Consider the following 26025-nt stretch of genomic DNA (forward strand, 5'->3'; position numbering starts at 1 on the left):
AGCGTTGCGTCAACCGGCCTGCGTGGCGCGCACCGTGCGCGCGGCGTTCACGGCCCGAATTTCCACGGTCGGCGGCCCATCGGTCGCGGCCGCATGCTTCCCGATCATTTCAAGCGGAACGAGCGCGACGCGCGCCGGCGTGCCGGGCGCGAGATGGAACCAGTCGTCGCGGGGCACGTAGCCCGGTGCATCGATCTGCACATGACGCGCGACGTGCCGTGTATCGATGTCGACGTGCCACGTGTCACCGGTGCGCGACACGCACGCTTCCAGCCCGAGTTCACGGCGCGCCAGCACGGCCGGATGCGTGCGGGACGGGAAATGGAACGCCTGCGACAGCAGCGTGCCGTCGTCGGCACGCAGCGTCGCGAAGACGGTGTCGTGTTCGCAAGTCCCGAAGCGGTACGCGTAGGTCCAGTCGAAGAACCGGCCGAGCAGCTCGGCCGAGCCGATCCGCACCGTGTCGTGCGCGGCGATCCGCACCGGGCAACCGGCACGCGCGACCGGCGTGCGGCCGTCGCGCAGCGCGACCAGCTCGAGTGCGGCCGACAACGGCGCGGGGCGCTCGTTGACGACATGCACGTCGAGCCCGTTCAAGCCTTCGTCGACCAGCAGCACCTGCACGGGCTGCAGGACCTGGCGCAACGCATGCCACGCCGATTTCGGCCGGTGCGCGGCGTCGATCAGCCCCCAGCCGGCGCCCGGCATCACGTCCTGGAACTGCCAGACGAGCGCGCCGGCGCAGCGCGAGCCGGTGCGCCGCCATTCGGAAAACGTTTCGCGCATCAGGTCCGCGATCACCGCGCGCGACAGCTCGAAGTAGCGCGCCGGATCCTCGCGCCGCAGCCGGTCGGGCACGACGTCGTAGAGCGTCTGCAGATAGTGGTCGCGAACGTCCTCGAAATCCCACGACGTGCCGGGGTCGCGCGGCACGGCTGCCTTCCAGCGCGGCTCGTGCACGCCGGGCCAGCCGAGCTCGGCGAGCGTCGCGTCGCACGGCACGTTCGAGAATGCGAGGCATTCGCTCGCGAAGCGCACGTCCGCGCGGCGCGCGTCGTCGAGCGGGCGCAGGTACGCACCGACGCCGTAGTAGTGCGACACGCGTTCGCGCGGGGCGAACGGCAGCACGCCGCCGTCGGGCGAATCGGGCACGTACGGGACGTCGGGCCGGCATGCGGCCGCGTGGCCGGCCAGCCGGTCGGCGGTCAGCTCGAGGAAGCGCTGCTTCGGCCCGAGCCCGGACATCGCGGCCTGTTGTGCGATCTCGCTGCCGCCGCACAGTACGGCAAGCGACGGCGACGCGCTGTGCCGCGACAGGAACTGACGGACTTCGCGATCGACGTTGTCCGCGAATGCGGGATCGTCGAGCGCATAGTCGAAGTTCGCGAACATGAAATCCTGCCAGACCAGCAGCCCGAGCCGGTCGCACCACGCGTGAAAGGCATCGGCCTCGTAGGTCATCGTGCCGCCGACGCGGATCATGTTGAAGCCGGCGTCGCGCGCGAGCCCGAGCAGGTGGGCGTAGGTGGCGTCGTCCGCGTGCAGCGTGCGCGGCGCGGCGCTGCTCCAGCATGCGCCGCGCGCGAACACGGGCACGCCGTTGATGCGCAGCCCGAAGCCCTTGCCGTCGGCGCCGGCGTCGACTTCGATCGTGCGGAAACCGGTTGCGCCGAGCGGTCGCAACGCGTCGCCGAGATGCAGTGCGACGTCGTACAGCACCGGCTCGCCGTGCGTATGCGGCCACCAGCGGCACACGTTGGGCACCGCGACGCTCGCGCGCAGACGGTCGGGGCCGGCGCGTTCGAGCGTGGCGTGGTGCTTGCCGCACGACAGCCGTGCGGCGAGCGCGTCGGGCAGCGGCGCTGCGAACGTCAGTTCCGCGTCGAGCCAGCCCGTCTCGCCTTCGATGCGCGCGTGCAGGTCGCAATCGACGAGCACGGGCCCGTCAGCGGGATCGAGCACGTCCACGGGCCGCCACGGGCCGGTCGGCACATGCGGCGGAAACCAGCCCGGCATGTGTCCGAACAGCGACGTGCGGACCGTGCGTAGCGCCGCCGGCTCCGCGAGCCGCGTCCGCCAGCGTGCGCGGCGCGGCGCGCGCGTGTCGCGCAGGTGCGCGGCGAGCGCCCGGAAGCAGACGGTCAGCCGGTGCGTACCGTCGAGCGACACGGAAACGTCGTGTGCGACGAACATGCTGTCGGAGCGGAGAATCGGCGTGTCGTCGAGCCACGCTTGCGCGAGCGTCGCGAGGCCGTGAAAACGCAGCACGCGCGGCCCGTGTCCGCGCAGTTCGATCCGGTACCAGTGGTCGCGCTCGTCGAGCGATGCGGCTTCGTCGAGCCGGCCCGCGAGCGCGAGCGACTGCGCGACCGTGCCGGGCACGGTCGCCGGAATCCAGCCGTCGCCGGCGGCCGGGAGGTCGCGCGGTTCCCGCGCAGCGCCCGCGGCCGTCGGCAGCATCGACCACGCGGGCAGGGCACGCGTGCGCGTCACCGCATGGCCGGCACGGGTGCCGCCGTGTCGCTGCGCACGGGCTTCATGTGCCGCAGCGGCAACGCGATCTGCCGCGCGCACGCTACCACATCCGTATAGGCGGCCTCGATCGCTTCGAGCGTCGAGTCGCCGCGCTCCTCCTTGCCGCGCGCGCACGCGCGTGCGAGCCGGAATTCGAGCACCATCGCTTCGGACGCGATGCGGTCGCATGCGGCACGGATCTCGGCGAACGGCCCGACGCAGCCGCTGGCCTGCAGCCAGCGCGCGTAATGGCCGAACAGCTCGAAATTCGCGCCGAGCTGCCGCACCGAGTTGAACGAGTACGCATGGAAATGCTCGAGCGGCGAATCGGCGAGCGTCCGCGCATCGGTCTGCAACTGCCGCCGGAACGCGGCGATCGGGTTGACGACCGGCAGGCGCCGCAGGTGGCGCTGCAGCGCGGCGAGCGACGTTTCGCACAGCTCGCGCTCGTCGAGCGGCGCAAACCGCCGCTTCGCGCATTCCACGTAAGGCGGCAGCGTCATCGGCGAGTTGCCGCCGACGAGCCCGTTGTAGTCGAAATCCTCGGCCACGTAATACCCGCTGTTGTGGAAGTAGCCGATCTGGCGTTTCGCGCGGTCGATCGCATCGATGCCGATCGTCGTCTTCGTGTGCTGCGTGCGGTAGCTGCTGCCGCGCGTATCGGGCAGGAACCACGCGTCGACCTCGACGATCATCAGGTGGCCGCGCGCAACCTGCGTCTCGATGTGCTGGTCGAGCGGTTCGTAGATCGAGTGTTCCTGCACGACGATGCCGTACAGCCGCTCGAGTTCGTCGTGCGGAAACTTGAAGAACGTGAACTGGTCGCCCTCGAAATCGAGCGCAATCGTAAACGGCAGCGCCGCGTACGGATTGAAGCCCCACCACCGGAGCACCTCGAGCCACATGTCGACGTAGCAGTTGGTCTGTTTCCAGACCATCTCCTGGCTATGCAGCGGATGCGGGCGGTAGTGGCGCGCGCGGTGGCGCACATCCTCGAACGACGCGTCTTCGCCGTCGCGGGACACGAATCTCATGGCGTGCCCCACAGCACGTCGCGGACTTCGCGCGGCCATGCGTCGATGTCGAAGCCGTGATGGCGGAACAGTGCGAGCGTGAGCCGTTCGAGGCCGAAGCCGACGCAGCCCGTGTGCGCGACGTCGCCCGTCGCGGTGCGGATGTCCCACAGCAGCCCGAAATGGTCCATGTGGTAGTTGAAGCTCAAGCAAGCGGTCTGGCGATCGTCGTGCTCGATCGGGATCAGCAGCTCGAACTTCAGGTTCTGCTCGCGCTGGCTGTTCGCGACGATCTTGCCGCCGCGCCCGAAGAACGGGTCGTTCGCGAGGTCGATCGCGTTGGGCAGGCGCAGCGCCTCGATCATCCGCGTGCCGCGTTCGATCCAGGTCTCGCGGAACGACACGATCTGCTCGGGCGTGCCGATCCGCACGTACTCGCGCATCCGGAACAGCTGCATGCGGGTCGGGTCGAGCGACGGCTCGTGGCGGAAGCAGTACGAGAAGACGTCGACGATCCGGCCGTCGGCCGGCAGCGCACCCGCGCGTGCGACGACCGGGTAGACCGGGTAGCACGCGGCGGGCGTCATCACGACGTAGGTCGGCTTCTGGCTTTCCGTCCAGTCGTCGCCGCGATCGAGGCACTGCAGTACGCGCTGGTGCTGGTGTTCGTCGCCGCAGAACGCATGCACGCTGCCCGCGAGCTGCGGGAAGCTCTTCATGTATTCGCTGCGCTCGAACTCGGTGCGGCTCATCGCCGGCGGGAAGCGCAGCACTTCGGCCTGCTGGTCGGCGCCGATGCGCGTGACGAACGCGTCGAGCGCCTCCACGACGCGCTCGAACCGTTCGCTGCGGCCGAACAGGCCCTGGATGCCGGTCGAGACCAGCAGGCCCGCGTCGATCAGTTCGTCGCGCAGCGGGTTGACGCCCGCGCGGTCGATCGGTGCATCGGCGGGAGCGGAGGCGGCGGAGGGCACGGCAAGGCGATCGTTCACGTATGTTTCTCCAGCGTCGCAGGACGCAGCGCGAGCAGCAGGTTCGAGGTGTTGACGGCAATGCGGTCGTTGCTGATCATCAGCGGCGCCGCATGCAGGTCGCGAATGTGGCGGCCGATGCTGAACGGCGTGCCTTGCTTGTAGCCGGCCATCCCGCAGATCATCATGGCCTGGTGCGCGACTTCCAGCGCGGTCGTCGACACGTAGGTCTTCAGCGTGTTGATCTCGGCGGCCCGGGCCATGCCGGCCGACCACGAGCGGGACGCCGGGTTCGCGTGAAGGCGCAACACGTTGTCGACGCGGGCCTGCATCGCCTGCATCAGCGCGAGCGATTCGGCGATGCGCCGCGACGCGGGCGACGGTGCGCCGTCGGTCTGGCGGGCCTGGGCGCGGAAGAACTGGTGCGCGCGGTGGAACGCGTCGCCGGCCACACCGATCCATACCGCAGCCCACAGGATGTGCGACACCGGCACCATCGTTTCCTCCGCGATCTTCGCGAACGGTACCGGCAGGCACTGGACGGCGGCGCCATGCGCATCGAGCTCGAAGCCGTTGCTGCAGGTGCCGCGCATCCCGAGCGTGTCCCATTCGCCGCGGCGCGTGAGCGTGTAGCCGTCGCGCAGCAGCGTGACGAGCACCTGCTCGGAAGCCGGCGCGTCCGCATCGCGTCGTGCGGTCGCGAGAATGCCGTCTGCATAGTCGCCATACGAGATCGTCGGCGCAGATTTGCGCAGCCGGAATTCGCCGCCGCTGGTTTCGAGCGCGCACTGGCTCGCGCGCAGGTTGCCGCCGACGCCGTCTTCCGACGTGGCCGATGCGAGCAGCCACTGGTGGCGCACGAGCTGTTGCAGGAACAGCTTGTGCCAGCCCTGGTCGGCGGCGTGATCGACGATGCAGGCGACCTGGATCTGATGCATCGCGAACACCATCGCCGACGATGCGCAGGCCTGGCCGAGAATCGAGCAGGCCGACGCGATGTCTTCCAGCGACGCCCCCACACCGCCGAGATGGGTCGGCACCATCGCGCCGAGCAGGCGGCGCGCGCGCATCGCCTCGATCGCCTCGACGGGGCAGCGCGCGTCGCGATCGACCGCGTCCGCGTGCTGCGCGGCGATCTGCGCGACGGCATGCGCGGCCTCGTCGAGCCGACGCGCATCGCTGTCGGCCGCGAGTTCGGGAAGCAGCGCGCTCATGCCGAATGCTCGGTGCGTTGCAGCGTGGTGATCGTGTCCGCGAGCGCGTCGATGCTGCGGAACAGGTTGCGGTTCAGCATCTCGTCGGGAATCTCGATGTTGAATTGCTTCTCGATCGCGAGCATCAGCTGGATCGTGTCGAGTGACGAAAGGCCGGCTTCGTAGAGGTCGTCCCCGTCGCCGATCGAATCGATCGCGGCTTCGAGATGGGCGACGTGCTTCAGGATGGTTTTGATTTCGTTTTTCACGTGCTGCTCCGGCGTGCGTGGTGTCGTCCGCTCGGGCAGACGCGCGACACGCGCTGACGTCCCCCCGGCAGTCCGGCATCAGTAGACCATTGGCAGACGCGGCGTTCTGTTCGCCACCCTACAAACAACTGACCCGGCAGGCAGCGGACGGCACGCGCGGCGGCGCCCCGTCCCGATGCGGCACGCCGATCAGGCCCGCGACGCGGCCGGCACACCCGAATCGGCCGACAGGATGCGCTTCATCTCGTCGCGCACGATCGCGCGGCAGCCGCACGACATTTTCTCGAGGCCGTCGAGGTCGGCGAGCTCGATCGAACTCCGGTACTGCCGGATCAGGCCCAGCTTCTGGATTTCGCCGGCGGCGTCGGTAACCGTTTCGCGCCGCACGCCGAGCATCTGCGCCAGCATGCTGTGCGTCACCTGGATCTCGATGCTGCGGGTCCGGTCGTACGCGAGCAGGAACCATCTGCATAACTGATGTTTGAGCACGTGATGACGGCTGCAGAACGTGATCTGCGAGACCTGCGCCATCAGCAGCCGCACGCAGACGAACACGAGATGGCGGATCACCGGCGATGCATCGAACGCGGCGGCAAACACGCGCCGGTCGAGCCGGTAGACGAAACCGTCGCGGCAGGCCACGGCACGGCAGGGCATCCGGCCGCTGCCGCCGATCACGTCGTCGCACACCACGCTCTCGCTGCCGATCTCGGCGACTTCCAGCGTCATGCCGCCGGACGACACGTACTGCAGCGAAATCGCGGTCGTGACGGGCAGGTAGACGGCGGTGAGCATTTCGCCGGGCTCGCAGAGCACTTGCCCGGATTTCAGGTGGACGAGTTGAAGATGGGGAACCAGCGTCGCGAGCTCGTCGCGGTCGATGGCCGCGAGAAAGCGGTTTGCATCGAAGCTGTGGGAAAGCTCGATCATGCCGTTCGCGTACGCGACGGCGTCAGGGGCCTGGTGAGTCACGGCGCATCCTCGTAGGTGGCGGTCACGCGTCGTCTCGGCGATATCCCGGGAATGGGAAATTCGCACGATCGTGCGGACTTGTGTTCGTCAAAAATGGAGTGACGATACTGGCGAAAAGGCTAGCACGCCATTGAAATCGTTCAATTGCACATTGCGTCATTTCACAAAGTTTGACGATTTTGGCGGGTGCAAACGTCATCCGGATTTAATGATTCATTTTCGTGAAATTAATCATCCGGAAGTTGAATGCAACTTCGGGCATTCATTCCATGTCGGCCGCGAATCAATCGGGTGGCAGCGCGCATCGCACGGGGAAAGTGCTCGGTGGGTATTGAACATTGTTTGACAAATAAATGGTGCTCGCAAGAATGTCTCAAATAATCAATGGTTTGCATGGGAATTGTGCGGTGGATGACAGAGGCGGAAATTAGTGCGTCGATTCAGATTTGAGACAGTTTCAAACAACCGTGTGAGGCGTGCAGCCGTCACGGAATGTTATCCGGCACATCATGGAAACAATTGAAAATCGACTGTAAGTATATGAGCGACAAGCCGTGCAGCACCGGTGCGGCTGCCTCGGTGCGACGCAGGTGAATTGATCAGTCAAATCGCATGCAGTGTCCGCCACCGGGAAGAGTGTCCGAAAATGAGACGCTTTTTTTGTTTTTGGGCCGGTTATTCGGTCGATCTAAATCAGGCGTGATTCATATATTAAGGATGGGCATGTATTGGCACGTAAATCGCTTATTCGGGCTGGCGTGTTGAAACGGAACAGTCGACTCGATCCGGCGGCGATAAGCCGACGGTCGGTCGGAATCAGGGTTGTGGGCCGCAACCACGATCAGTCCGGGCGCGCATCGCGATAACGAGTTTCGTGCACGCGGCTGCAGGCGGCGCGGACAATAAAAGGGATACAGACATGCTTCATCTTCACTCGAGCTATTCGGCGAACGCCATCCTCGATGCCCTCCCCGAGGACAGCATCCGCACCATCGCACCGCATCTCGAACTGGTCAGGATCAAGGCCGGGATGCTCGACCGGGTCGGCGAGCCGATGCGCCACGTGCATTTCCCGACGACGTCGATGATGTCGGTGCAGCACCTGATGGAGGACGGTGCGATGGTCGAGGTGGCGCAGGTCGGCCGCGAGGGCGTGGTCGGGCTCGCGACGCTGGTCGGTGGCGCCGCGGCGTCGCACCGGGTCGAGGTCCGTATCGGCGGGATGGCCTATCGCGTGCCGAGCTGCGTGATGCGCGCCGAATTCGAGCGCTCGCCGGCAACCTACCGGCTGCTGCTCAACTACTGCCAGGCGGCGATGGCGCAGATCTCGCGCAGCGCGCTGTGCAACCGTCATCACTCGGTCAGCGAGCAGCTCAGCCGCTGGCTGCTGCTTGCGCATGACCGCATCGACGGCGACGAACTGGCCGTCACGCAGCAGACGATCGCGAACATGCTCGGCGTGCGGCGCGAAGGCGTGACGGAAGCGGCGGGCAACCTGCAGGAAGCCGGGCTGATCCGGCAGCGTCGCGGCCGCATCACGGTGCTCGACCGCGACGGCCTCGAACATCACGCGTGTGAATGCTACAACCTGATTCGCGCGGACTATCGCAGGCTGCTCGGCACGCGCGGGACGGCGAGGCCGACACCGGGTCGGCCCCGCATGCCGGACGCGCATCGCGGGTTCCCGGCACATGGTGCGTGACGATGCAATCGAAGTCCGGCGGGACGAATTCGATGCGGCATTCTGTGATCGCAGTTACCGACACCGTGCTCGTGCTGGCAGGCGCGCTTGCCGCGCAGGCGGCATCGGGCCTCGCGTGGCGCGAGTTGTCCGACGCGCAGCGCGGCGCGATCGCGCTGCTGTGCGTGCTGACCGTGGCCTTGCTGCCGCGCTACCTGCGCACCGTGCGTGGCAGCGTGGCGCCGCAAGGCGGCACGCATGCGCTGACGCAGACGATGGTGGCGCTCGTCTGCGCGAGCGTGCTGACGGTAGTCGCCGCGATGTGGATCATGAACCGCGGCGGCACGATCACGACACACTGGATCGTGCGCACGGTGCTGGCCGGCGACGCCGCATTGCTGCTCGGCCGTGCCGCGCTGCTGGCGCTCGCGCTGACGCGTGACGACCCGCGCGCGCGGCAGCGCCGCGTCGCGGTGGTCGGCGCAACGGCGTACGGGCGTGTCGCGGTCGAGCGGATGCAACTGGCGCCGCACGGGCTTTTCGTGGCGGCGTGCGTATTCGACGACGACGCACAGGCTGCCTCCGGCGGCATCGGCGGCGTGCCGGTGATCGACGACTGGAACGTGCTGCGCGACCTGATTCGCGGCGGCGAGATCGACGAGGTCTGGCTCACGCTGCCGATGTCGCACGAGTGGCGGATCCAGCGCATCGTGCGCGAGTTGCGCGACGAGTTCGTGGAACTGCGTTTGTTGCCCGACGTGCGGCAGATGGCGGTGGTCGATCGCTCGGCGACCGACGTGCTCGGCATGCCGGCCATCAACCTCGCGACCACGCCGCGCTCGGCGCCGGAGCTGTGGGCGAAGTTCGCGTTCGACCGGCTGTTCGCATTCGGCGTGCTGATTCCGTTGCTGCCGCTGCTGTCGATGCTGGCGATCGCGGTCAAGCTGTCGTCGCCGGGGCCCGTGCTGTTCAGGCAGCGCCGCAAGGGCGTCGACGGCCGGGAGTTCGACATTCTGAAGTTCCGGACGATGCGCGTGCATCGTGTGCAACCGGGCGTCTTGCGACAGGCGTCGCGGAACGATTCGCGGATCACGCGCGTCGGTGCGTTCCTGCGGCGTACGTCGCTCGACGAGCTGCCGCAGTTCTTCAACGTGCTGTTCGGGCAGATGTCGGTCGTCGGCCCACGCCCCCATGCGATCGAACACGACGACTTGTACCGGCAATTGATCGATTGCTACATGTACCGCTACCGCGTACGGCCGGGCATCACCGGGTGGGCGCAGGTAAACGGCTATCGCGGCGAGACGCGCAAGGTCGAGGCGATGGAAGCGCGCGTGAAGTTCGATCTGTTCTACATGCAGAACTGGAGCTTCTGGTTCGACATGAAGATCATCCTGTTGACGGTCGTGCGGGGTTTCATCGGTCGCAATGCTTTCTGAGGATGACGAATCATCCTGGAAGCGGTGCGTTGTGCGATCGAACGTACTGACCGGAGCGCAGGTGGCGAACACACTGACGGCACAGCAGCATCCCGCGTAACGGGATGTCCGGCGGCGCGAAGGCGCCGCAGCCATCGGAATGGTCACGATCATGTCAACGTCGATTCGAGAGCGAAGCGCACCGGTACTGCAGGAAGCGCGCGCGGAGCGGGGCGCCGGCACGGCCGCGTATACCGCGCGGCCGTGCCGGCTCGCGATCAACGGGAAATTCACCGCGCAGCGCATGACGGGCGTTCAGCGCGTGGCATACGAACTGACGGCCGAACTCGCGCGCATCGCGAGCGCCGACGAGGCGCCGTCGCTCGTCGTGCCGTCCGATCACGATCCGGCGGCCATGCCGGCCGGCGCGCGATCACTGACGTCCGGGCGCCGGCACGGCGCGCTGTGGGAGCAATGGACGCTGCCGCGCATGACGCGTGGCCGGACCTTGCTGAGCCTATGCAACATTGGCCCGCTGGTGAAGCACGATCAACTGCTGGTGATTTATGACGCGGCGATTTTCGACCTGCCGGCCGGCTATTCGATGGCGTTCCGACTCTGGTACCGCTTCGCGTTCTCGATCATGAAGCGGCGCGCGCGCCATATCGTGACGATCTCGCATTTTTCGCGGACGCGGCTGGCCGCGCGGCTTGGCGTGCCGCCCGCGCGCCTGTCGGTCGTGCCGGGGGCGGTCGATCATATCGACCGCATCGATGCCGATCCTGGCGTGCTGTCGCGCCTGAATCTCGAGACGGACCGCTACGTATTGTTCGTCGGGTCCCTCGCACCCGGCAAGAATCTCGTGCGCGCACTGGCCGCGGTGGCGCTGATGCGCGAGTCGCACCCGACGTTGCGTTTCGTGATCGCGGGGGGCGCCAATGCGAAGATCTTCGGTGCACGGGCGGCCGGCCTGCGCGAAGACGATCCGTACGTCACATGGGCCGGTTACGTGACCGACGGCGAGCTGAAAGCGTTGTACGAGCATGCGGGCTGCTTCGTGTTTCCGTCGCTGTACGAAGGATTCGGGCTGCCGCCGCTCGAGGCGATGCGGTGTGGCTGCCCGGTCGTCGTGTCGCACGAAGGGGCGCTTCCGGAAGTCTGCGGCGGTGCAGCGCTGTTCTGCGATGCGTATTCACCGCCGGATATCGCCGCGGCGATCGCCCGCGTGATGGACGATCCCGAACTGCGGGCACGGTTGCGCACGCTGGGCCGCGAGCACGCGCAGCGATACAGCTGGCAGCGCTCGGCGCGCATGTTGCTCGACATCGTCCGTGCCGATGCTTGACGCGTGATGAGGCAATGGTGCTCGCGGGGCGAGCGATCCCGGCGGCGCCTGCGATAACCGCATTCGACGACGTCGCGATTTCGCGTCCGTCCCCAGTTCCGGCGCGCGTAGGCCGAGCGCTGCAGTGCACGCTGATTCCGGTCAACACACGCACGTTCAATGGGTTTATCCTGCGTCGAATGCATCCGGCACTTCGTGCTGCCGGGCGCACATCCGGACACGGTGGCAGGCGGTGACGCCGGCCCGCCGCGCACCGTCGCGACACTGCGCGCCGCAATGCTCCGCGCGCAACCCGGAACAGGAGAGACGGCCATGGCGCTCGACCCACAACAACGGCAGACGCTGAAACAGCGGCTGAACGAGAGCGAGCAGACGTTGCGTGCGGAGATCCGCACCAGCGAAGACCAGCGCGCGTCGGAGTCCTATGCAGACCTCGCCGGCGCGGCGCCGGACGAGGGTGACGAGGCCAATGCGGATCTGTTCGTCGACGTCGATCATGCGTTGATCGGCATGAAACTGACCGAGCTGCGCGCGATCGGCCGCGCCCAGCAGCGGATGCGCGACGGCAGCTACGGCGAGTGCATCGACTGCGACGGCTCGGTCGGCTACGAGCGCCTGCTGGCGCGCCCGGCCGCCGAACGCTGCACGCATTGCCAGTCGATCTACGAGCGGCAATACGCCACGACGCCGCGCGCCTCCCTCTGACGCCGACACCGTCTCCATCACGACGCTGCACACGCGGCGCGGCCGGCGTACGATATGAACGGGCGTCCGGCGGCGTCACCATGCGGCGCCGGGCGGGCAGACGCCGTCGCGCACGCGCGCGGCGCCATCCACGTGGAAGGGAGCCACGCCGATCATGCCGATCCACAACGCCGAGTGTGCGGCCGTGTTCACCGAGATTGCCGACATGCTCGAGATCCAGGGCGCCAATCCGTTCCGGGTGCGTGCCTATCGCAACGCAGCACGGACGATTGGCGACTACGGGCGCGATATCCCGAAGATGATCGCGAACGGCGACGATCTCGGGAAGATTCCGTCGATCGGGCCCGATCTCGCGTCGAAGCTGCGCGAGATCGCGGCGACCGGCACCTGCGAACTGCAGCAAACGCTGCGTCACGCGCTGCCTGGCGCGATCGTCGAGCTGCTCGACGTGCCGGGGCTCGGCGCGAAGCGTGTGAAGGCGCTCCATGACGCGCTGCACGTCGATTCGCTCGAGCAGCTTCGCGCGGCCGCGAAGAGCGGGCACGTGCGCGAGTTGCCGGGCTTCGGCGCGAAAACCGAAGCGCATCTGCTCGAAGCGATCGACGACCGGCTGAAGCGCGAACCTCAACGCTTCCTGCTGCCGGATGCGGCGCACTCGCTGCTGCCGCTGCTCGAACGCCTGCGTGCGATTGCGGGCGTCGGCAAGGCCGTGCCGGCCGGCAGTTTCCGCCGCCGCCGCGAGACGGTCGGCGATCTCGACATCCTCGTCACCGCACGTGATCCAGGCGCCGTCGCCGAAGCGTTCGTCGGTTATGGCGAGGTGGCGCGCGTGCTTGCGCACGGCAGGACGAAGTCGAGCGTCGTGCTCGCCAGCGGATTGCAGGTCGATCTGCGCGTGGTCGATGCCGATGCGTTCGGCGCGGCGCTCGTCTACTTCACCGGATCGAAGGCGCACAACATCGCGTTGCGCAGGATCGCGCAGGCCGGCGGGCTGAAGATCAACGAGTACGGCGTGTTTCGCGGCGACGAACGGATTGCCGGCGCGACCGAGACATCGGTCTATGCGGCGATCGGGTTGCACGACGTGCCGCCCGAGTTGCGCGAGGATCGCGGCGAGATCGACGCCGCGCGCGCGGGCACGCTGCCGGCGCTGGTCGAGCGCAAGCACGTGCACGGCGATCTGCATGCGCATACCGACGCGTCGGCCGGCCGCGACAGCCTGCGTGCGATGGCCGATGCGGCACGAGCACGCGGGTTCGCGTACCTGGCCATCACCGACCGGGCGCCGCATGCCGGCGGTGGCCGCGGCGGCTTCGACTGGCTTTCCCGGCAGCTCGACGAGATCGATCGCCTCAACGCGTCATTCGACGGGTTCGTGCTGCTCAAGGGCGTGGAGGCGGGCATTCGCGAGGACGGCAGCCTCGATGTGCCCGACGCGATGCTCGGCCGGCTCGACCTCGTGGTCGGTGCGGTACGCGACGGCTTCGACCTGTCGCGCGACGCACAGACCGCGCGCATGCTGCGCGCGATGGACCATCCGCATTTCACGATTCTCGCGCACCCGACGGGCCGCGTGCTCGGCGAGCGCGATGCCTGCGAACTCGACGTGCCGCGCGTGATCGCGCATGCCGCGGCGCGCGGTTGCTTCGTCGAACTCGATGCGCAGCCGCGGCGGCTCGACCTGCCGGACGTCTGGTGCCGCGAAGCCGCGAAGGCCGGCGTGCCGGTGGCGATCGGCTCCGATGCGCGCAGCGCGGACGAACTCGACAATCTTGCGTACGGCGTCGATCAGGCGCGCCGCGGCTGGCTCACGCGGCCCGACGTGCTGAACACGCGCACGCTCGCGCAATTGAGGCCGCTGCTTGCACGCACGATGGGAGCGGGCGGCTCGTCAAAGCGTAGCGGCGGCGCGAAGGGCGCGTGAACGCAGCCGGCGGCGCGTGCCGTCAGTTGCTGGCAGGTCATGAATGCGGTCACGTCATGCCAGTACACCGGCCGCCGGCACATAGGGCAGGCCAAGCGCCAGCGCGACGGCTTCGTACGTGATGTGTCCGTCGCACACGTTCAGGCCCGCGCGCAGATGCGGATCGTCGGTCATTGCCTGCTTCCAGCCCTTGTCGGCGAGCGCGAGCGCATGGGTGAGCGTCGCGTTGTTCAGCGCGAAGGTCGACGTGCGCGCGACGGCGCCGGGCATGTTCGCGACGCAATAGTGCACGACGCCGTCCACGACGAAGGTGGGGGCCGCGTGCGTCGTGGCGTGCGACGTCTCGAAGCATCCGCCCTGGTCGATCGCGACGTCGACGACGACCGCTCCCGTGCGCATCGTCGCGATCATGTCGCGCGTGACGAGCCGCGGCGCCGATGCGCCCGGCACGAGCACGGCGCCGATCACGACGTCGGCGTCGCGCACGGCTTCGTCGATCGTGTGTGCATTCGAGCAGACGGTCGTGATCCGGTTGGCGAAGACGAGGTCGAGCTGGCGCAGCCGGTTCACGTTGGTATCGAGCACGGTGACGCGCGCGCCGAGGCCGACTGCCATCTGCAGCGCGCCGGTGCCCACCACGCCCGCGCCGAGCACGACGACATGCGCGGCCGGTACGCCGGGCACCCCGGCCATCAGCAGGCCACGCCCGCCGCGCGGGCTTTCGAGGTGGGTCGCCGCGACCTGGATCGACATGCGCCCGGCCACCTCGCTCATCGGCGCGAGCAGCGGCAGGCCGCCGCCCGGGCCCGTCACGGTTTCGTACGCGATGCAGACGGCGCCGGACTTCACGAGTGCGGCCGCCTGGTCGGGATCGGGCGCGAGATGCAGGTACGTGTAGAGAATCTGGCCGCGTCGCAGCATCGCGCATTCCGCCGGCTGCGGCTCCTTGACCTTGACGATCATGTCGGCGCGCGCGAAGACTTCGTCGGCGCCGTCGCAGAGCGATGCACCCGCGGCCGTGTAGTCGTTGTCGAGCAGGCCGATCGCCGTGCCCGCGCCGCGCTGCACCAGTACGCGATGGCCGTGCCGTGTCAGCTCGCGCGCGCCGGCCGGCGTGAGGCCTACGCGATATTCGTGGTTCTTGATCTCTTTCGGCACACCGATCAGCATGAGTCGCCTCCATGGCCTTCGTTATCGTTGTCGTGCAGGTGCGCATGCGGCGACCGATTGCACGTGCGGCCGATCGCGCAGGGGGCGTATCGACGGCAGTACTGGAGTAACAGCGTAGTAGCGCGCGGAGGGAAGTCAAGCGGCCGGACCGCGTGCACTGGCGCGCGCACTGCATCGCAACATGCGCCGTCGCGGGTGGCGGATTGCGACCGGAGGTCGCAATGCACGTGGTGCCGGGTTTCGGTATCGTCACGTGTGGCGCGGATAGGGGCCGCGCGCCGGCACTCTGCCGCCAACACATCGAGACGACGAGACAAAGACACGAGGGCATTGACCGACATGACCGGAGCGTATTTCAGCGTGCCGACGCTTTGCGCAATCGCGCTCGTTCACGTCTACTGGGCGTTGGGCGGGCGGCGCGGCAAGGGGGCCGCCATTCCGGAGCAGGACGGCGAGCCGCTATTGCGGCCGACCGCCGTCGGCACGCTCGCGATCGCGGTGGCGTTGCTGGGCGGCGCGTGCGTGGTTGCCGCGCGTGCCGGCTGGCTGGGGCCGAACACGTATCCCGGTACGATCTCGTTCGCGGTCGTTGCGTTCGCACTGATCTTCGCGGTGCGTGCCGTCGGCGATTTCCGATACGTCGGCTTCTTCAAGCGGATTCGCGGGTCGCGTTTCGCGCGCATGGACACGCTGTGTTACTCGCCGCTCTGCGCGGCGCTGGCGCTGTCCATCGCGTCGATGTTCTGGCCGTGGTGAGCGCGCGTCTCAGCGCGCGGGGCCGTCCATCTCTACGAGGAATTCCGCCGGCACGGTGTCGGTCAGCCATACGCCGTTTTCCGCGACGAAGAACGTGTGGCCTTGCCGATGCATGCGCCGCGCATCGACCTCGAGTATCACGGGCACGCCGTAGCGCGTGCCGACAGCCAGCGCCGTGCGGATGTCCGGCGACAGATGCACGTGATGACGGGCACCAGGTTTCAGCCCTTGCGCTCGAATCGAATCCAGGAAGCGTGTCGCAGTGCCGTGATAGAGGCGCTCGGGCGGCTGCGCGACCGGATAGCGGCGCTGCACGACCGGTGTCGAATGGCCTTGTACCGCACGGATGCGACGGCCGTCGTCGGAGAGGGCGAAGCGCTGCTTGTCGTTGGTTGCGCAGACGGTTTCGAGCGTCGCACGATCGAGGTGGTGCCCCTGGCGAGCGGCACCGGCGATCAGTTCGTCGACGTGAGCCCAGCCTTCCGGGTCGAGTTGCAGCCCGATCGACTGCGGCGCGTGGCGCAGCACGTAGCTGAGATATCGGCTGATGCCGGTCGCGTCGGTCGCCGGCAGTTCATTTTTCTTGTGTGGTTTCATGAGAGGCGGAGGCTACCAGAGCGCCATGCAAACAGGCGCTCCCGGGTACCCCGTGTAGCTGGAAAGAGACATCCGTCGGCGCGACTTGCCACACCGCAATCGTCTACCTGACGCCCGCATCAGTCGGTCATCACGCGATCCTTGTCGATTCCGACTCCCGGATTTTTCAATTGTTGCGATTTTCGAGGCATTGAATTGCATTGATGCGACACTTAATGGAACCGGTTCCATATATAATTCGCGGCACTTTGTCGCCGGACCCGAAAGAGGGTCGTGCACGTCGCGCTTGCTGTCGGCAAACGCGGCGTCTAAGTTGAATGAGGGTCATGAGCGATGAAGGGCAGATGCCGGCAGATGCTGGCATTTGTCAGACGATAAGGCTCGCAAAGAAGCCGATCCGTGCAGCGCAACCCGAATTGGCGCGATGCGCGGCTGCATGAAGCGCGCTGCCGTGCATGGCACGGGCGGCGCCTGCAGCGAGGTTGTTCGCAACAGACGAAAGAACAGGACGGCCAGCCGCATGCGGCATGGCTGCCATGCCGGGCATGCCGCATGCGGAGTGCGCGCGTCCGGGCCCCGATCCCCAACGATCAACATCCGACCATGTCCACGCCACCTGACAAACCCAACTCGCGCCGCCGTTTCCTGCGCACGTCGGTCGCGCTCGTGCCGATCGCGTCGGTCGCCGGCTGCGACCTGCGTTCGTCGTCGCCTTCCGCGACGACCGGCAACGCGCCCGGCGCATCGGCCAACGCCGAACGCGCTCCGTACAAGCCGACCTTTTTCGATGCGAAGGAGTGGGCGTTCGTCCAGGCGGCCGTCGACCGGCTGATTCCGGCCGACGCCGAAGGTCCCGGCGCGCTCGAATCGGGCGTGCCCGAATTCATCGACCGCCAGATGGAGACGCCGTATGCGCACGGCGCCACCTGGTACATGCAGGGGCCATTCCAGCAAGGCGTGCCCGAGCTCGGCTACCAGCTGAAGCTGGTGCCGCGCGACATCTACCGGCTCGGCATCGCGGCGGTCAACCGTTATTGCGAGAAGACCCACGGCAAGGCGTTCGCGGATCTCGACGCACCGACGCGCGACACCGTGCTCGGCGCGCTGGAAAAGGGCGGCGCACAGATCGACGACGTGCCGCCCGGCGTGTTCTTCGGTCAGTTGCTGCAGAACACGCGCGAAGGCTACTTCTGCGACCCGGTGCATGGCGGCAATCACGACATGGCCGCGTGGAAGATGATCGGCTTTCCGGGCGCGCGCGCGGACTTCATGGATTTCGTCAACCAGAACGGCAAGTCGTATCCGTACGGCCCCGTCTCGATCAACGGGGAGCGCAGCTGATGGCCGCAGAGAAAAAGCCGCATGTCGATGCGGTGATCGTCGGCTTCGGCTGGACCGGCGCGATTCTCGCGAAGGAACTGACCGAAGCGGGCCTGAACGTCGTTGCGCTCGAGCGCGGCGAGTATCGCGACACCTATCCGGACGGCGCGTATCCGAACACGATCGACGAGCTGACCTACAACATCCGCAAGAAGCTGTTCCTCGACCTGTCGAAGACGACCGTGTCGATCCGCCACGGCCTGCAGGACACCGCGCTGCCGTACCGGCAGCTCGCCGCGTTCCTGCCGGGCGAAGGCGTCGGCGGCGCGGGGCTGCACTGGTCGGGCGTGCATTTCCGGATCACGCCGGAAGAGCTGCGCCTGCGCAGCCACTATGAAGAGCGCTACGGCAGGAAGTTCATCCCCGAAGGGATGACGATCCAGGACACCGGCGTGACCTACGAGGAGCTCGAGCCGCATTTCGACTTCGCCGAAAAGGTGTTCGGCACGTCGGGGCAGGCGTACAAGGTCGGCGGCAAGGTGGTCGGCGACGGCAACGTGTTCGAAGCGAACCGCAGCGACAACTTCCCGCTGCCCGCGCAGCTCAACACCTATTCGGCGCAGCGCTTCTCCGACGCCGCCAAGTCGCTCGGCCTGCATCCGTACCGGCTGCCGTCGGCGAACACGTCGGGCCCGTACACGAACCCGTACGGCGTGCAGATGGGCCCGTGCAACTTCTGCGGCTACTGCAGCGGCTACGCGTGCTACATGTACTCGAAGGCGTCGCCGAACCTGAACATCCTGCCCGCGCTGAAGCAGGCGCCGAACTTCGAGCTGCGCTCGAAGTGCCACGTGCTGCGGGTCGACCTCGACGATACGAAGAAGCGCGCGACGGGCGTGACCTACGTCGACCCGGCAGGGCGTGAAGTGCACCAGCCGGCCGATCTCGTGATCGTGGCCGCGTTCCAGTACCACAACGTGCACCTGCTGCTGCTGTCGGGCATCGGCAAACCGTACGACCCGATCTCCGGCGAAGGCGTCGTGGGCCGCAATTTCGCGTACCAGAACCTGTCGACGATCAAGGCGTTCTTCGACAAGGACACCTACACGAATCCGTTCATCGGGGCGGGCGGCAACGGCGTCGCGGTGGACGATTTCAACGCGGACAACTTCGACCACGGCCCGCTCGGCTTCGTCGGCGGCTCGCCGCTGTGGGTGAACCAGGCCGGCGTGAAGCCGATCAGCGGCATCGCGACGCCGCCCGGTACGCCGCAGTGGGGCTCGGCGTGGAAGAAGGCCGTCAAGGACAACTACGCGCACACGATCTCGATGGACGCGCACGGCACCAACATGTCGTACCGCGACGTGTATCTCGACCTCGATCCGACCTATCGCGATTCGTACGGCCAGCCGCTGTTGCGGATGACCTTCGACTGGAAGGACAACGACATCAAGATGGCGCAGTACGTGACCGGGCAGATGAAGAAGATCGCGGAGGCGATGGGGCCGAAGGCGATCAGCGTATCGACGCGCGAATTCGGCAAGCACTTCGATTCGCGCGCGTACCAGACGACTCACCTCGTCGGCGGCGCGATCATGGGCACCGACCCGAAGACGAGCGTGCTGAACCGCTACCTGCAGTGCTGGGACGTGCACAACGTGTTCGTGATGGGCGCATCGGCGCTGCCGCAGGGCATCGGCTACAACCCGACCGGGATCATCGCGGCGCTGGCCTACTGGTCGGCACGTGCGATCCGCGAGCAATACCTGAAAAATCCCGCCCCGCTGGTGACAGTATGAAGAGGACGATGAACCACAACGTCGCGCGCCGGATGTCGCGCGCGCTGGCGGCCGGTGCGGCCCGGGCCGCGCTCGGCTTCGCGGGCTCGGCGGCGTTCGCACAGCCGGCAGCACCCGCGGCGGCTTCCGGCCCGGCGGCGGCACCCGCGGCCCAATCCGCCGACGCGGCCCTGATCAAGCGCGGCGAGTACCTCGCGCGGGCGGGCGACTGCATCGCGTGCCACACCGCGAGCGGCGGCAAGCCGTTCGCCGGCGGCCTGAAATTCGACACGCCGATCGGCGGGATCTACTCGACGAACATCACGCCGGATCCGAAGACGGGCCTGGGCGGCTGGACGGTCGAGGACTTCACGCGCGCGGTGCGCGAAGGCGTGCGCAAGAACGGCGACACGATGTATCCGGCCATGCCGTTTCCGTCCTACGCGCGCCTGACCGACGACGACATGAAGGCGCTGTACGCATACTTCATGCACGGCGTCGCGCCCGTCGAGCACGAGAACCGCGCGGTCGACATCGTGTGGCCGCTGTCGATGCGCTGGCCGCTCGGGATCTGGCGCAAGATGTTCGCGCCGACACCGAAGCCGTTCGATGCTGCGCCGTACACCGATCCGGTGGTCGCGCGCGGTGCGTATCTCGTGCAGGGGCTCGGCCACTGCGGCGCGTGCCATACGCCGCGGGCGCCGACGATGCAGGAGCGTGGGCTGACCGACGCGGACGGCCCGGACTTCCTGGCCGGCGGCGCGGCGATCGACGGCTGGGTGCCGACGAGCCTGCGCGGCGAGCCGCGCACGGGCCTCGGCACGTGGACGGAAACCGAGATCGTGCAGTTCCTGAAGACGGGCCGCACGCTGCGCACGGCCGCGTTCGGCGGGATGACGGACGTGGTCGGCCACAGCATGCAGCACATGACCGACGACGACCTGAATGCGATCGCGCGCTACCTGAAGACGCTGCCGCCGCGCGTGCAGGGCGAACAGCCGCACGTGTACGACGCGGCCGCCGCGAAGGCGTTGCAGATCGGCGACGCGAGCAAGCCGGGCGCGGCCGTCTATCGCGACAACTGCATGGCCTGCCACCGCAGCGACGGCCACGGCTACACGCGCGTGTTCCCGGCGCTTGCCGGCAACCCGGTCGTGCAGGGCGACGATCCGACCTCGCTGATCCACGTGGTGCTGGAAGGCAGCGCGCTGCAGGGCACGCGCACCGCGCCGTCGACGTTCACGATGCCGCCGTTCGGCTGGCGCCTGTCGGACCAGGAAGTCGCGGACGTGTCGAACTTCGTGCGCACGAGCTGGGGCAACACGGGGGCTGCCGTGACGGCCGCGCAGGTCGCGAAGGTGCGCAAGAGCGTGCCGTCGACCCGGCCCGAACCGCCGCCGGGTGCGCGGTTCCCGCAAGCGTCGCGCTGACGGGGCGGCGGGGCGCCAGTCCCGCCTGTCCGATGTACATCAAGGCGCCGCCGCATCCGCGCGGCGCCCTTTCAATTCACCGGGGTTGCACCCCGCAAAGGCGCGCCACCGCGTGAATTTTTCGCGGCGGCGCGCCATTTTTCCGCCTCATCCCTTATCCTTTCGTTCTTGAACCTTACTAAATAGTTACAAGAACTTCGGGAGGGGGGATGCCTCATGACGTCAGCCTGATTGCGTTGCTCGCGGCCGGTTTCGGTCTCGCGATGGTTTTCGGTTATTTCGCGTCGCTGTTGAAAATGCCGCCGCTCGTCGGCTATCTGCTCGCCGGGATCGTGATCGGCCCCGGCACGCCCGGCTTCGTCGGCGACCTGTCGCTCGCGCAGCAGCTCGCCGAAGTCGGCGTGATGCTGCTGATGTTCGGCGTCGGCCTGCATTTCTCGCTCGGCGATCTCCTCGCGGTGCGCAAGATCGCGCTGCCGGGCGCGATCGTCCAGATTACGGTGGCCACGCTGCTCGGCGGCGGGCTCGCGCTCACCTGGGGCTGGAGCGTCGGGGCGGCGCTCGTGTTCGGGCTCGCGCTGTCGGTCGCGAGCACGGTCGTGCTGCTGCGCGCGCTCGAAGGGCGCGGGCTCGTCGAGACGGTCAACGGGCGCATCGCGGTCGGCTGGCTCGTCGTCGAGGATCTCGTGATGGTGCTCGTGCTGGTGCTGCTGCCGCCCGTCGCGGGGCTGCTCGGCGGCACTCCGCCCGGCGACGCGCATGCGGCCGGCGGCAGCGTGTGGGGCACGCTCGGCGTCACGATGCTGAAGGTCGCGGCGTTCATCGCATTGATGCTGGTGGTCGGCAAGCGCGTGTTTCCGCGCATTCTGTGGCTCGTCGCGCGCACGGGCTCGCGCGAGCTGTTCACGCTGTGCATGATCGCGGCCGCGGTCGGTATCGCGTTCGGCGCGGCAAAGCTGTTCGACGTGTCGTTCGCGCTCGGCGCGTTCTTCGCCGGGATGATGATGCGCGAGTCGGAATTCAGCCGGCGCGCGGCCGACGAGACGCTGCCGCTGCGCGATGCGTTCTCGGTGCTGTTCTTCATTTCGGTCGGGATGCTCTTCGACCCGAAGATCCTGCTCGCGGAGCCGCTGCACGTGATCGAGGTCGCGGCGATCGTGGTGATCGGCAAGACGCTCGCGGCAGTCGCGCTCGTGATCGCGTTCCGCTATCCGCTGAATACCGCGCTGACGGTGGGTGCGGGTCTCGCGCAGATCGGCGAGTTCTCGTTCATCCTCGCCGGCCTCGGCCGTGCGCTTGGGCTGCTGTCGGCCGAGGGGCAGAGCCTGATTCTGGCCGTCGCGCTGATCTCGATCGCGATGAACACGCTGCTGTTCGCGATGATCGATCCGGCGCTCGCGTGGATCCGCAAGCATTCGGCGTTCGCGCGCAAGCTCGAGGCCCGCGACGATCCGCTCGCCGCGCTGCCGATGTCGACGCCGCAGACGCACCTGACCGGGCAGGTCGTGATCGTCGGCTACGGCAAGGTCGGTACGCGAATCGCGCACGCGCTGGACGAGCGCGGCATCGCGTATGTCGTCGTCGAGCAGAATCGCGAGCTCGTCGAGAAACTGCGTGCGGAAGGTGTCGCGGCCGTGTCGGGCGATGCGATCGAGCCGATCGTGCTCGTGCAGGCGCATATCGCCCGCGCCGGGATGCTGGTCGTCACGCTGCCCGACGTGTTCGACGTGCGGCAGATCGTCGAGATCTCTCGCACCTTGAACCCGGCGCTCGAGGTCGTGCTGTGCACGAACAGCGGCGACGAGGCCGCGCTATTGTCGAGCGAGGGTATCGGCACCGTGTTCATGGGCGAGTCCGAACTGGCGCGCGGAATGACCGAGCACGTGCTCGGCAGGATGACGAAGCCGGCTGCGACGGCTGCGCATTGACGGCGCGCGGCATCGCGCCGCGCGCCGGGCAGGGCGCGGCGGCTCGGGCGGGCCGCCGCGCGAAAAATGGCAGGAGGCGGCGGCGGGAACGCTCAAATGATGCGCGGCGTTCCTGAGAAGAGTGACGGTGCCCGATGACGGGGAAGTCTGAGGCGGCGACGAGGCCGTTGGAGCGTGACGCGCGCGCCGGGACGGCGGCGCGTCGCGCGGGCTGAGCCGATCACCCCGCCGCCGTGTTTGCCTGCGCCGTCGCTCTTGACGGCGCGGCAGTCTTCAGCGGTACAGTGCTTTTCGGCGCAGCGGCCGTTTTTGCCGGCGTCGCCGCCGCTTTCGGTGCAGCCACCGTCCTTTGCGGCGCAACGGCCTTTGCCGGCGGTGTCTTCTCGGGCTCGACCGGCGCGTCGGGCGGCACGCCGAGCAACTGCAGCGAGCCGCTGGTGACCGACGCGAATACCGGGCCGGCCACGGTGCCGCCGTAATAGCCCTTGCCGCGCGGCTCGTCGATCATCACCGCGACGATCAGGCGCGGGTTGCTCATCGGCGCCATCCCGGCGAACAGCGCGCGGTACTTGCCCTTCGCGTAGGTCGCGCCGACCTGCTTGCGCGCGGTACCCGTCTTGCCGCCGATCCGGTAGCCGTCGACGCGCGCGCGGCGCCCCGTGCCGCCTTCGCCGACCGCCATCTCGAGCATCGAGCGGATCGCCGCGGCCGTTTGCGGCGACGTCACGCGGTGGCCGCGATGCGCGTCGATCGTCTGCTGGTCGGTGCCGTTCTTCAGCAGCGACACCGGGTGCAGCGTGCCGTCGCCGGCATAGGCCGTGTAGGTCTGCGCGATCTGCAGCAGCGACATCGACAGGCCGTAGCCGTACGCCATCGTCGCCTGCTCGATCGGCCGCCAGCGCTTGTAGCCGCGCAGCCGGCCCGACGCGACGCCCGGGAACGTCAGTTCCGGCGCACGGCCGATCCCGTATTCCTGGTATTTGTTCCAGATCGTTTCGGCGGGCAGGTTCAAGGCGAGCTTCGCGAGCGCGACGTTGCTCGACTTCTGCAGCGCCTGCGACACCGTCAGCGACCCGTGATTCGACGTGTCGTGGATCACGGCCGGGCCGATCTTGTAGGTGCCCGGCGACGTGTTGATGATCGTGTTCGGCGTGACCTTGCGCTCGTCGATCGACAGCGCGACGACGAGCGGCTTGATCGTCGAGCCCGGCTCGAACGTGTCGATCACCGCGCGGTTGCGCAACTGCTGGCCGGTGAGGCGCGCGCGGTCGTTCGGGTCGAAGGTCGGGTAGTTCGCGAGCGCGAGGATCTCGCCGTTCTGCGCGTCGAGCACCACGACGCTGCCGGCCACCGCGTTGTTCTCGACCACGGCCGCCTTGAGCTGGCTGAACGCGAGCTGCTGGATGCGGCGGTCGATCGTCAGTTCGATCGTCGCGCCGTGCTGCGCCGGGACGAGCGGGCGCGTGTCCGACACGATGCGGCCGAGCCGGTCGCGGATCACCTCGCGCTGCCCGGACGTGCCCACCAGGCGCGCATTCGCCGCGAGCTCGACGCCTTCCTGCCCCTTGTCCTCGACGTTCGTGAATCCGACCACGTGCGCGGCCGATTCGCCTTCCGGGTAGAAACGCTTCGAATCGGCGATCTGCGTGATGCCGTCGATCGCGAGCTTGTCGAGCTTGCCCGCGGTGTCCGCGTCGACCTGCCGCTTGAGCAGCACGAACGTCTTGTCGTTGCCGAGGCGCCGCTTGACCTCGGCGAGCGGCATGTCGAGCAGCTTCGAGATCTGCGGGTAGTCGGTGTCGGCGACCTGTTTCGGGTTCGCCCAGATTTCATAGGTCGACAGGCTGACGGCAAGCATCGCGCCGTTACGATCGACGATGCGCCCGCGCGTCGCGTCGAGCTCGATCGTGCGCTGGTAGCGCTTCTGGCCCTGGCCGACGTAGAACTCCTTGTTCGCGACCTGCACCCAGAAGGCGCGGCCGATCAGCGCGGCGAACGCGAGGAACACGAGGATCACGATCAGCTTCGAGCGCCACATCGGCAGGCGCGATGCAAGCATCGGATTCTTGGTCGCGGCCGCGTACGGATCGGCGGGGTGGGTCTTCTTTTTCACGCTCATGCAATGGCCGGGTCGGGCCGCCCGAGGGCGGTGAGTCAGTCTGGATAATGCGATTGTAATAAATGAGTAAACGCCGTGTGGGGAAAGTATGTTCCGGCCCCGAGAAAAAGCGGGTATCGGCGCGCTGACACGGGGTGGAAAACGGGAAGGGAATGGTGCGGCGGAAGCGACATTTCGCCGAAGCAGCAGACGATGAGACTCGGGGATTCGTGACGTGCAGATCGGGGGGGCGCACGATTTCAGGTACGGATCGATACTGATCCTTCCCGGTGTGCGATCAATTGACCGGCACGCGATTATTTCTTTAAACCGGAAAATGAAAAACGCCCCGCATTGGGGCGTCGTTAATGCTGAATATCGAAATGAATATCATTGAAACCGGAATAAACCCGAAAACCGCAGACGAATTACATCGGTAATTTCTATCGGGCGACGGAAATGAATTCCCGGTATTCCGGCTCGCTCGTGCAGCGATCGACAGCCTGCAGTCGCCACGCGCCGGGGTGATTGCCGGCGAGCACCGCAGGGCCCTGTTCGCGCTGGGTCGCACCGAACGACAGACCCTTCAACTGGCACACGGCATTCCCGCCGTCGGCCGCGCAGAGCGCCATTGCGCCCTCGACGTCGCGGACCTTGCCCCAGGTCGGAAGATCCAGGCCTTGATGTGCCTCGCGCGACCACAGGCCCTCGTCGGTATCGACCCACAGTACCGCGAAGGCTTGCCGGGTTGCCGACTCGCTGCCATTAATCCGAATGGTGAGGCGCATTGTGATCGTCTCCTAAAAAAATGACACATTCGACCGTTTTGACTTGATCAGTCTAGATAGACTGGTGTGAAACGCAAGTGATAATCCGCAATAAATCCGAATTGAGTTCATTGCGGTTTCAGATGGAACGACGTCTGACGATTCATGGTCATGCC

20 protein-coding genes are annotated in these 26025 nt (G+C 67.3%); 10 read left to right on the forward strand and 10 right to left on the reverse strand.

The window, feature by feature from the left end; all coding sequences use genetic code 11:
* Window positions 1-9: 9 nt before the first annotated feature.
* From LXE91_RS31635 to LXE91_RS31660, 6 genes are all read right to left on the reverse strand, one after another.
* Window positions 10-2493 (reverse strand): glycoside hydrolase family 2 protein, encoded by a 2484-nt coding sequence (locus LXE91_RS31635; RefSeq protein WP_039357362.1) that lies wholly within the window; start codon window positions 2491-2493, stop codon window positions 10-12.
* The gene (locus LXE91_RS31640; RefSeq protein ID WP_039356927.1) at window positions 2490-3548 is read right to left on the reverse strand and encodes a DUF1839 family protein; all 1059 of its coding nucleotides are present in this window, start codon (window positions 3546-3548) and stop codon (window positions 2490-2492) included. The genes LXE91_RS31635 and LXE91_RS31640 overlap by 4 nt, the downstream gene beginning before the upstream one ends.
* Window positions 3545-4519, reverse strand: coding sequence for an amino acid--[acyl-carrier-protein] ligase (locus LXE91_RS31645; RefSeq protein ID WP_039356924.1), 975 nt, complete (start codon window positions 4517-4519; stop codon window positions 3545-3547). Before LXE91_RS31645 ends, LXE91_RS31640 begins: the two co-directional genes overlap by 4 nt.
* A complete protein-coding gene (locus LXE91_RS31650) occupies window positions 4516-5712 on the reverse strand; it encodes an acyl-CoA dehydrogenase family protein (RefSeq protein ID WP_039356921.1) in 1197 nt (398 codons plus the stop codon). The genes LXE91_RS31645 and LXE91_RS31650 overlap by 4 nt, the downstream gene beginning before the upstream one ends.
* Complete coding sequence (locus tag LXE91_RS31655; protein WP_039356919.1) at window positions 5709-5960, reverse strand: acyl carrier protein; 252 nt, start codon at window positions 5958-5960, stop codon at window positions 5709-5711. Before LXE91_RS31655 ends, LXE91_RS31650 begins: the two co-directional genes overlap by 4 nt.
* A 189-nt stretch (window positions 5961-6149) precedes the next feature.
* Window positions 6150-6932: a Crp/Fnr family transcriptional regulator gene (locus tag LXE91_RS31660; protein ID WP_039356917.1), complete on the reverse strand. Its 783-nt coding sequence runs from the start codon at window positions 6930-6932 to the stop codon at window positions 6150-6152.
* Window positions 6933-7851: 919 nt separating this feature from the next.
* Here LXE91_RS31660 and LXE91_RS31665 point away from each other — a divergent pair.
* The 5 genes from LXE91_RS31665 to polX all read left to right on the forward strand — a co-directional run bounded on the left by LXE91_RS31665 (window position 7852) and on the right by polX (window position 14005).
* Window positions 7852-8634 (forward strand): Crp/Fnr family transcriptional regulator, encoded by a 783-nt coding sequence (locus tag LXE91_RS31665; RefSeq protein WP_039356915.1) that lies wholly within the window; start codon window positions 7852-7854, stop codon window positions 8632-8634.
* A gap of 2 nt (window positions 8635-8636) precedes the next feature.
* A complete protein-coding gene (locus tag LXE91_RS31670) occupies window positions 8637-10052 on the forward strand; it encodes an undecaprenyl-phosphate glucose phosphotransferase (RefSeq protein ID WP_371295305.1) in 1416 nt (471 codons plus the stop codon).
* Window positions 10053-10203: 151 nt separating this feature from the next.
* Window positions 10204-11376 (forward strand): glycosyltransferase family 4 protein, encoded by a 1173-nt coding sequence (locus LXE91_RS31675; RefSeq protein ID WP_039357357.1) that lies wholly within the window; start codon window positions 10204-10206, stop codon window positions 11374-11376.
* A gap of 312 nt (window positions 11377-11688) precedes the next feature.
* Window positions 11689-12081 (forward strand): TraR/DksA family transcriptional regulator, encoded by a 393-nt coding sequence (locus LXE91_RS31680; RefSeq protein ID WP_039357354.1) that lies wholly within the window; start codon window positions 11689-11691, stop codon window positions 12079-12081.
* A 154-nt stretch (window positions 12082-12235) separates the two neighbouring features.
* Window positions 12236-14005, forward strand: a complete 1770-nt coding sequence (gene polX, locus LXE91_RS31685) for a DNA polymerase/3'-5' exonuclease PolX (protein ID WP_039356913.1) — start codon at window positions 12236-12238, stop codon at window positions 14003-14005.
* Window positions 14006-14059: 54 nt separating this feature from the next.
* On the opposite strand, the gene ald is transcribed toward polX, so the two are convergent.
* Window positions 14060-15175: an alanine dehydrogenase gene (gene ald / locus LXE91_RS31690; protein WP_039356910.1), complete on the reverse strand. Its 1116-nt coding sequence runs from the start codon at window positions 15173-15175 to the stop codon at window positions 14060-14062.
* A gap of 339 nt (window positions 15176-15514) precedes the next feature.
* On the opposite strand from ald, the gene LXE91_RS31695 reads away from it, so the two are divergent.
* The gene (locus LXE91_RS31695) at window positions 15515-15931 is read left to right on the forward strand and encodes a DUF3995 domain-containing protein (protein WP_039356909.1); all 417 of its coding nucleotides are present in this window, start codon (window positions 15515-15517) and stop codon (window positions 15929-15931) included.
* A gap of 9 nt (window positions 15932-15940) precedes the next feature.
* Here LXE91_RS31695 and LXE91_RS31700 read toward each other — a convergent pair whose 3' ends face one another.
* The gene (locus tag LXE91_RS31700; protein ID WP_046196508.1) at window positions 15941-16528 is read right to left on the reverse strand and encodes an RNA 2'-phosphotransferase; all 588 of its coding nucleotides are present in this window, start codon (window positions 16526-16528) and stop codon (window positions 15941-15943) included.
* Between the two features lie 603 nt (window positions 16529-17131).
* Here LXE91_RS31700 and LXE91_RS31705 point away from each other — a divergent pair.
* From LXE91_RS31705 to LXE91_RS31720, 4 genes are all read left to right on the forward strand, one after another.
* Window positions 17132-17869, forward strand: coding sequence for a gluconate 2-dehydrogenase subunit 3 family protein (locus LXE91_RS31705; RefSeq protein WP_039356908.1), 738 nt, complete (start codon window positions 17132-17134; stop codon window positions 17867-17869).
* On the forward strand, window positions 17869-19647 hold the full coding sequence (locus LXE91_RS31710) for a GMC family oxidoreductase (protein ID WP_039356901.1): 1779 nt from the start codon (window positions 17869-17871) through the stop codon (window positions 19645-19647). The genes LXE91_RS31705 and LXE91_RS31710 overlap by 1 nt, the downstream gene beginning before the upstream one ends.
* Window positions 19644-21056, forward strand: a complete 1413-nt coding sequence (locus tag LXE91_RS31715) for a c-type cytochrome (RefSeq protein ID WP_278068146.1) — start codon at window positions 19644-19646, stop codon at window positions 21054-21056. The genes LXE91_RS31710 and LXE91_RS31715 overlap by 4 nt, the downstream gene beginning before the upstream one ends.
* Window positions 21057-21265: 209 nt before the next feature.
* Window positions 21266-22984, forward strand: coding sequence for a cation:proton antiporter domain-containing protein (locus LXE91_RS31720; RefSeq protein ID WP_039356899.1), 1719 nt, complete (start codon window positions 21266-21268; stop codon window positions 22982-22984).
* 220 nt (window positions 22985-23204) lie between these two features.
* Here the strand turns inward: LXE91_RS31720 and LXE91_RS31725 are convergent, their stop codons facing one another.
* Both LXE91_RS31725 and LXE91_RS31730 read right to left on the reverse strand, forming a co-directional pair.
* The gene (locus tag LXE91_RS31725; protein ID WP_039356892.1) at window positions 23205-25103 is read right to left on the reverse strand and encodes a peptidoglycan D,D-transpeptidase FtsI family protein; all 1899 of its coding nucleotides are present in this window, start codon (window positions 25101-25103) and stop codon (window positions 23205-23207) included.
* A 422-nt stretch (window positions 25104-25525) separates the two neighbouring features.
* Window positions 25526-25870, reverse strand: coding sequence for a DUF3564 family protein (locus LXE91_RS31730; RefSeq protein WP_039356890.1), 345 nt, complete (start codon window positions 25868-25870; stop codon window positions 25526-25528).
* Window positions 25871-26025: the final 155 nt, after the last annotated feature.

It is taken from the genome of Burkholderia contaminans (assembly GCF_029633825.1).
Classification (GTDB): Bacteria; Pseudomonadota; Gammaproteobacteria; order Burkholderiales; family Burkholderiaceae; genus Burkholderia; species Burkholderia contaminans.

Bases quoted from the DNA above. Each gene is read 5' to 3' on its own strand.
- LXE91_RS31640 (WP_039356927.1), bottom strand. From the start codon at position 3,548: ATGAGATTCGTGTCCCGCGACGGCGAAGACGCGTCGTTCGAGGATGTG.
- LXE91_RS31650 (WP_039356921.1), bottom strand. From the start codon at position 5,712: ATGAGCGCGCTGCTTCCCGAACTCGCGGCCGACAGCGATGCGCGTCGG.
- LXE91_RS31665 (WP_039356915.1), top strand. From the start codon at position 7,852: ATGCTTCATCTTCACTCGAGCTATTCGGCGAACGCCATCCTCGATGCC.
- LXE91_RS31670 (WP_371295305.1), top strand. From the start codon at position 8,637: ATGCAATCGAAGTCCGGCGGGACGAATTCGATGCGGCATTCTGTGATC.
- LXE91_RS31675 (WP_039357357.1), top strand. From the start codon at position 10,204: ATGTCAACGTCGATTCGAGAGCGAAGCGCACCGGTACTGCAGGAAGCG.
- LXE91_RS31680 (WP_039357354.1), top strand. From the start codon at position 11,689: ATGGCGCTCGACCCACAACAACGGCAGACGCTGAAACAGCGGCTGAAC.
- polX (WP_039356913.1), top strand. From the start codon at position 12,236: ATGCCGATCCACAACGCCGAGTGTGCGGCCGTGTTCACCGAGATTGCC.
- ald (WP_039356910.1), bottom strand. From the start codon at position 15,175: ATGCTGATCGGTGTGCCGAAAGAGATCAAGAACCACGAATATCGCGTA.
- LXE91_RS31695 (WP_039356909.1), top strand. From the start codon at position 15,515: ATGACCGGAGCGTATTTCAGCGTGCCGACGCTTTGCGCAATCGCGCTC.
- LXE91_RS31700 (WP_046196508.1), bottom strand. From the start codon at position 16,528: ATGAAACCACACAAGAAAAATGAACTGCCGGCGACCGACGCGACCGGC.
- LXE91_RS31705 (WP_039356908.1), top strand. From the start codon at position 17,132: ATGTCCACGCCACCTGACAAACCCAACTCGCGCCGCCGTTTCCTGCGC.
- LXE91_RS31710 (WP_039356901.1), top strand. From the start codon at position 17,869: ATGGCCGCAGAGAAAAAGCCGCATGTCGATGCGGTGATCGTCGGCTTC.
- LXE91_RS31715 (WP_278068146.1), top strand. From the start codon at position 19,644: ATGAAGAGGACGATGAACCACAACGTCGCGCGCCGGATGTCGCGCGCG.
- LXE91_RS31720 (WP_039356899.1), top strand. From the start codon at position 21,266: ATGCCTCATGACGTCAGCCTGATTGCGTTGCTCGCGGCCGGTTTCGGT.
- LXE91_RS31725 (WP_039356892.1), bottom strand. From the start codon at position 25,103: ATGAGCGTGAAAAAGAAGACCCACCCCGCCGATCCGTACGCGGCCGCG.
- LXE91_RS31730 (WP_039356890.1), bottom strand. From the start codon at position 25,870: ATGCGCCTCACCATTCGGATTAATGGCAGCGAGTCGGCAACCCGGCAA.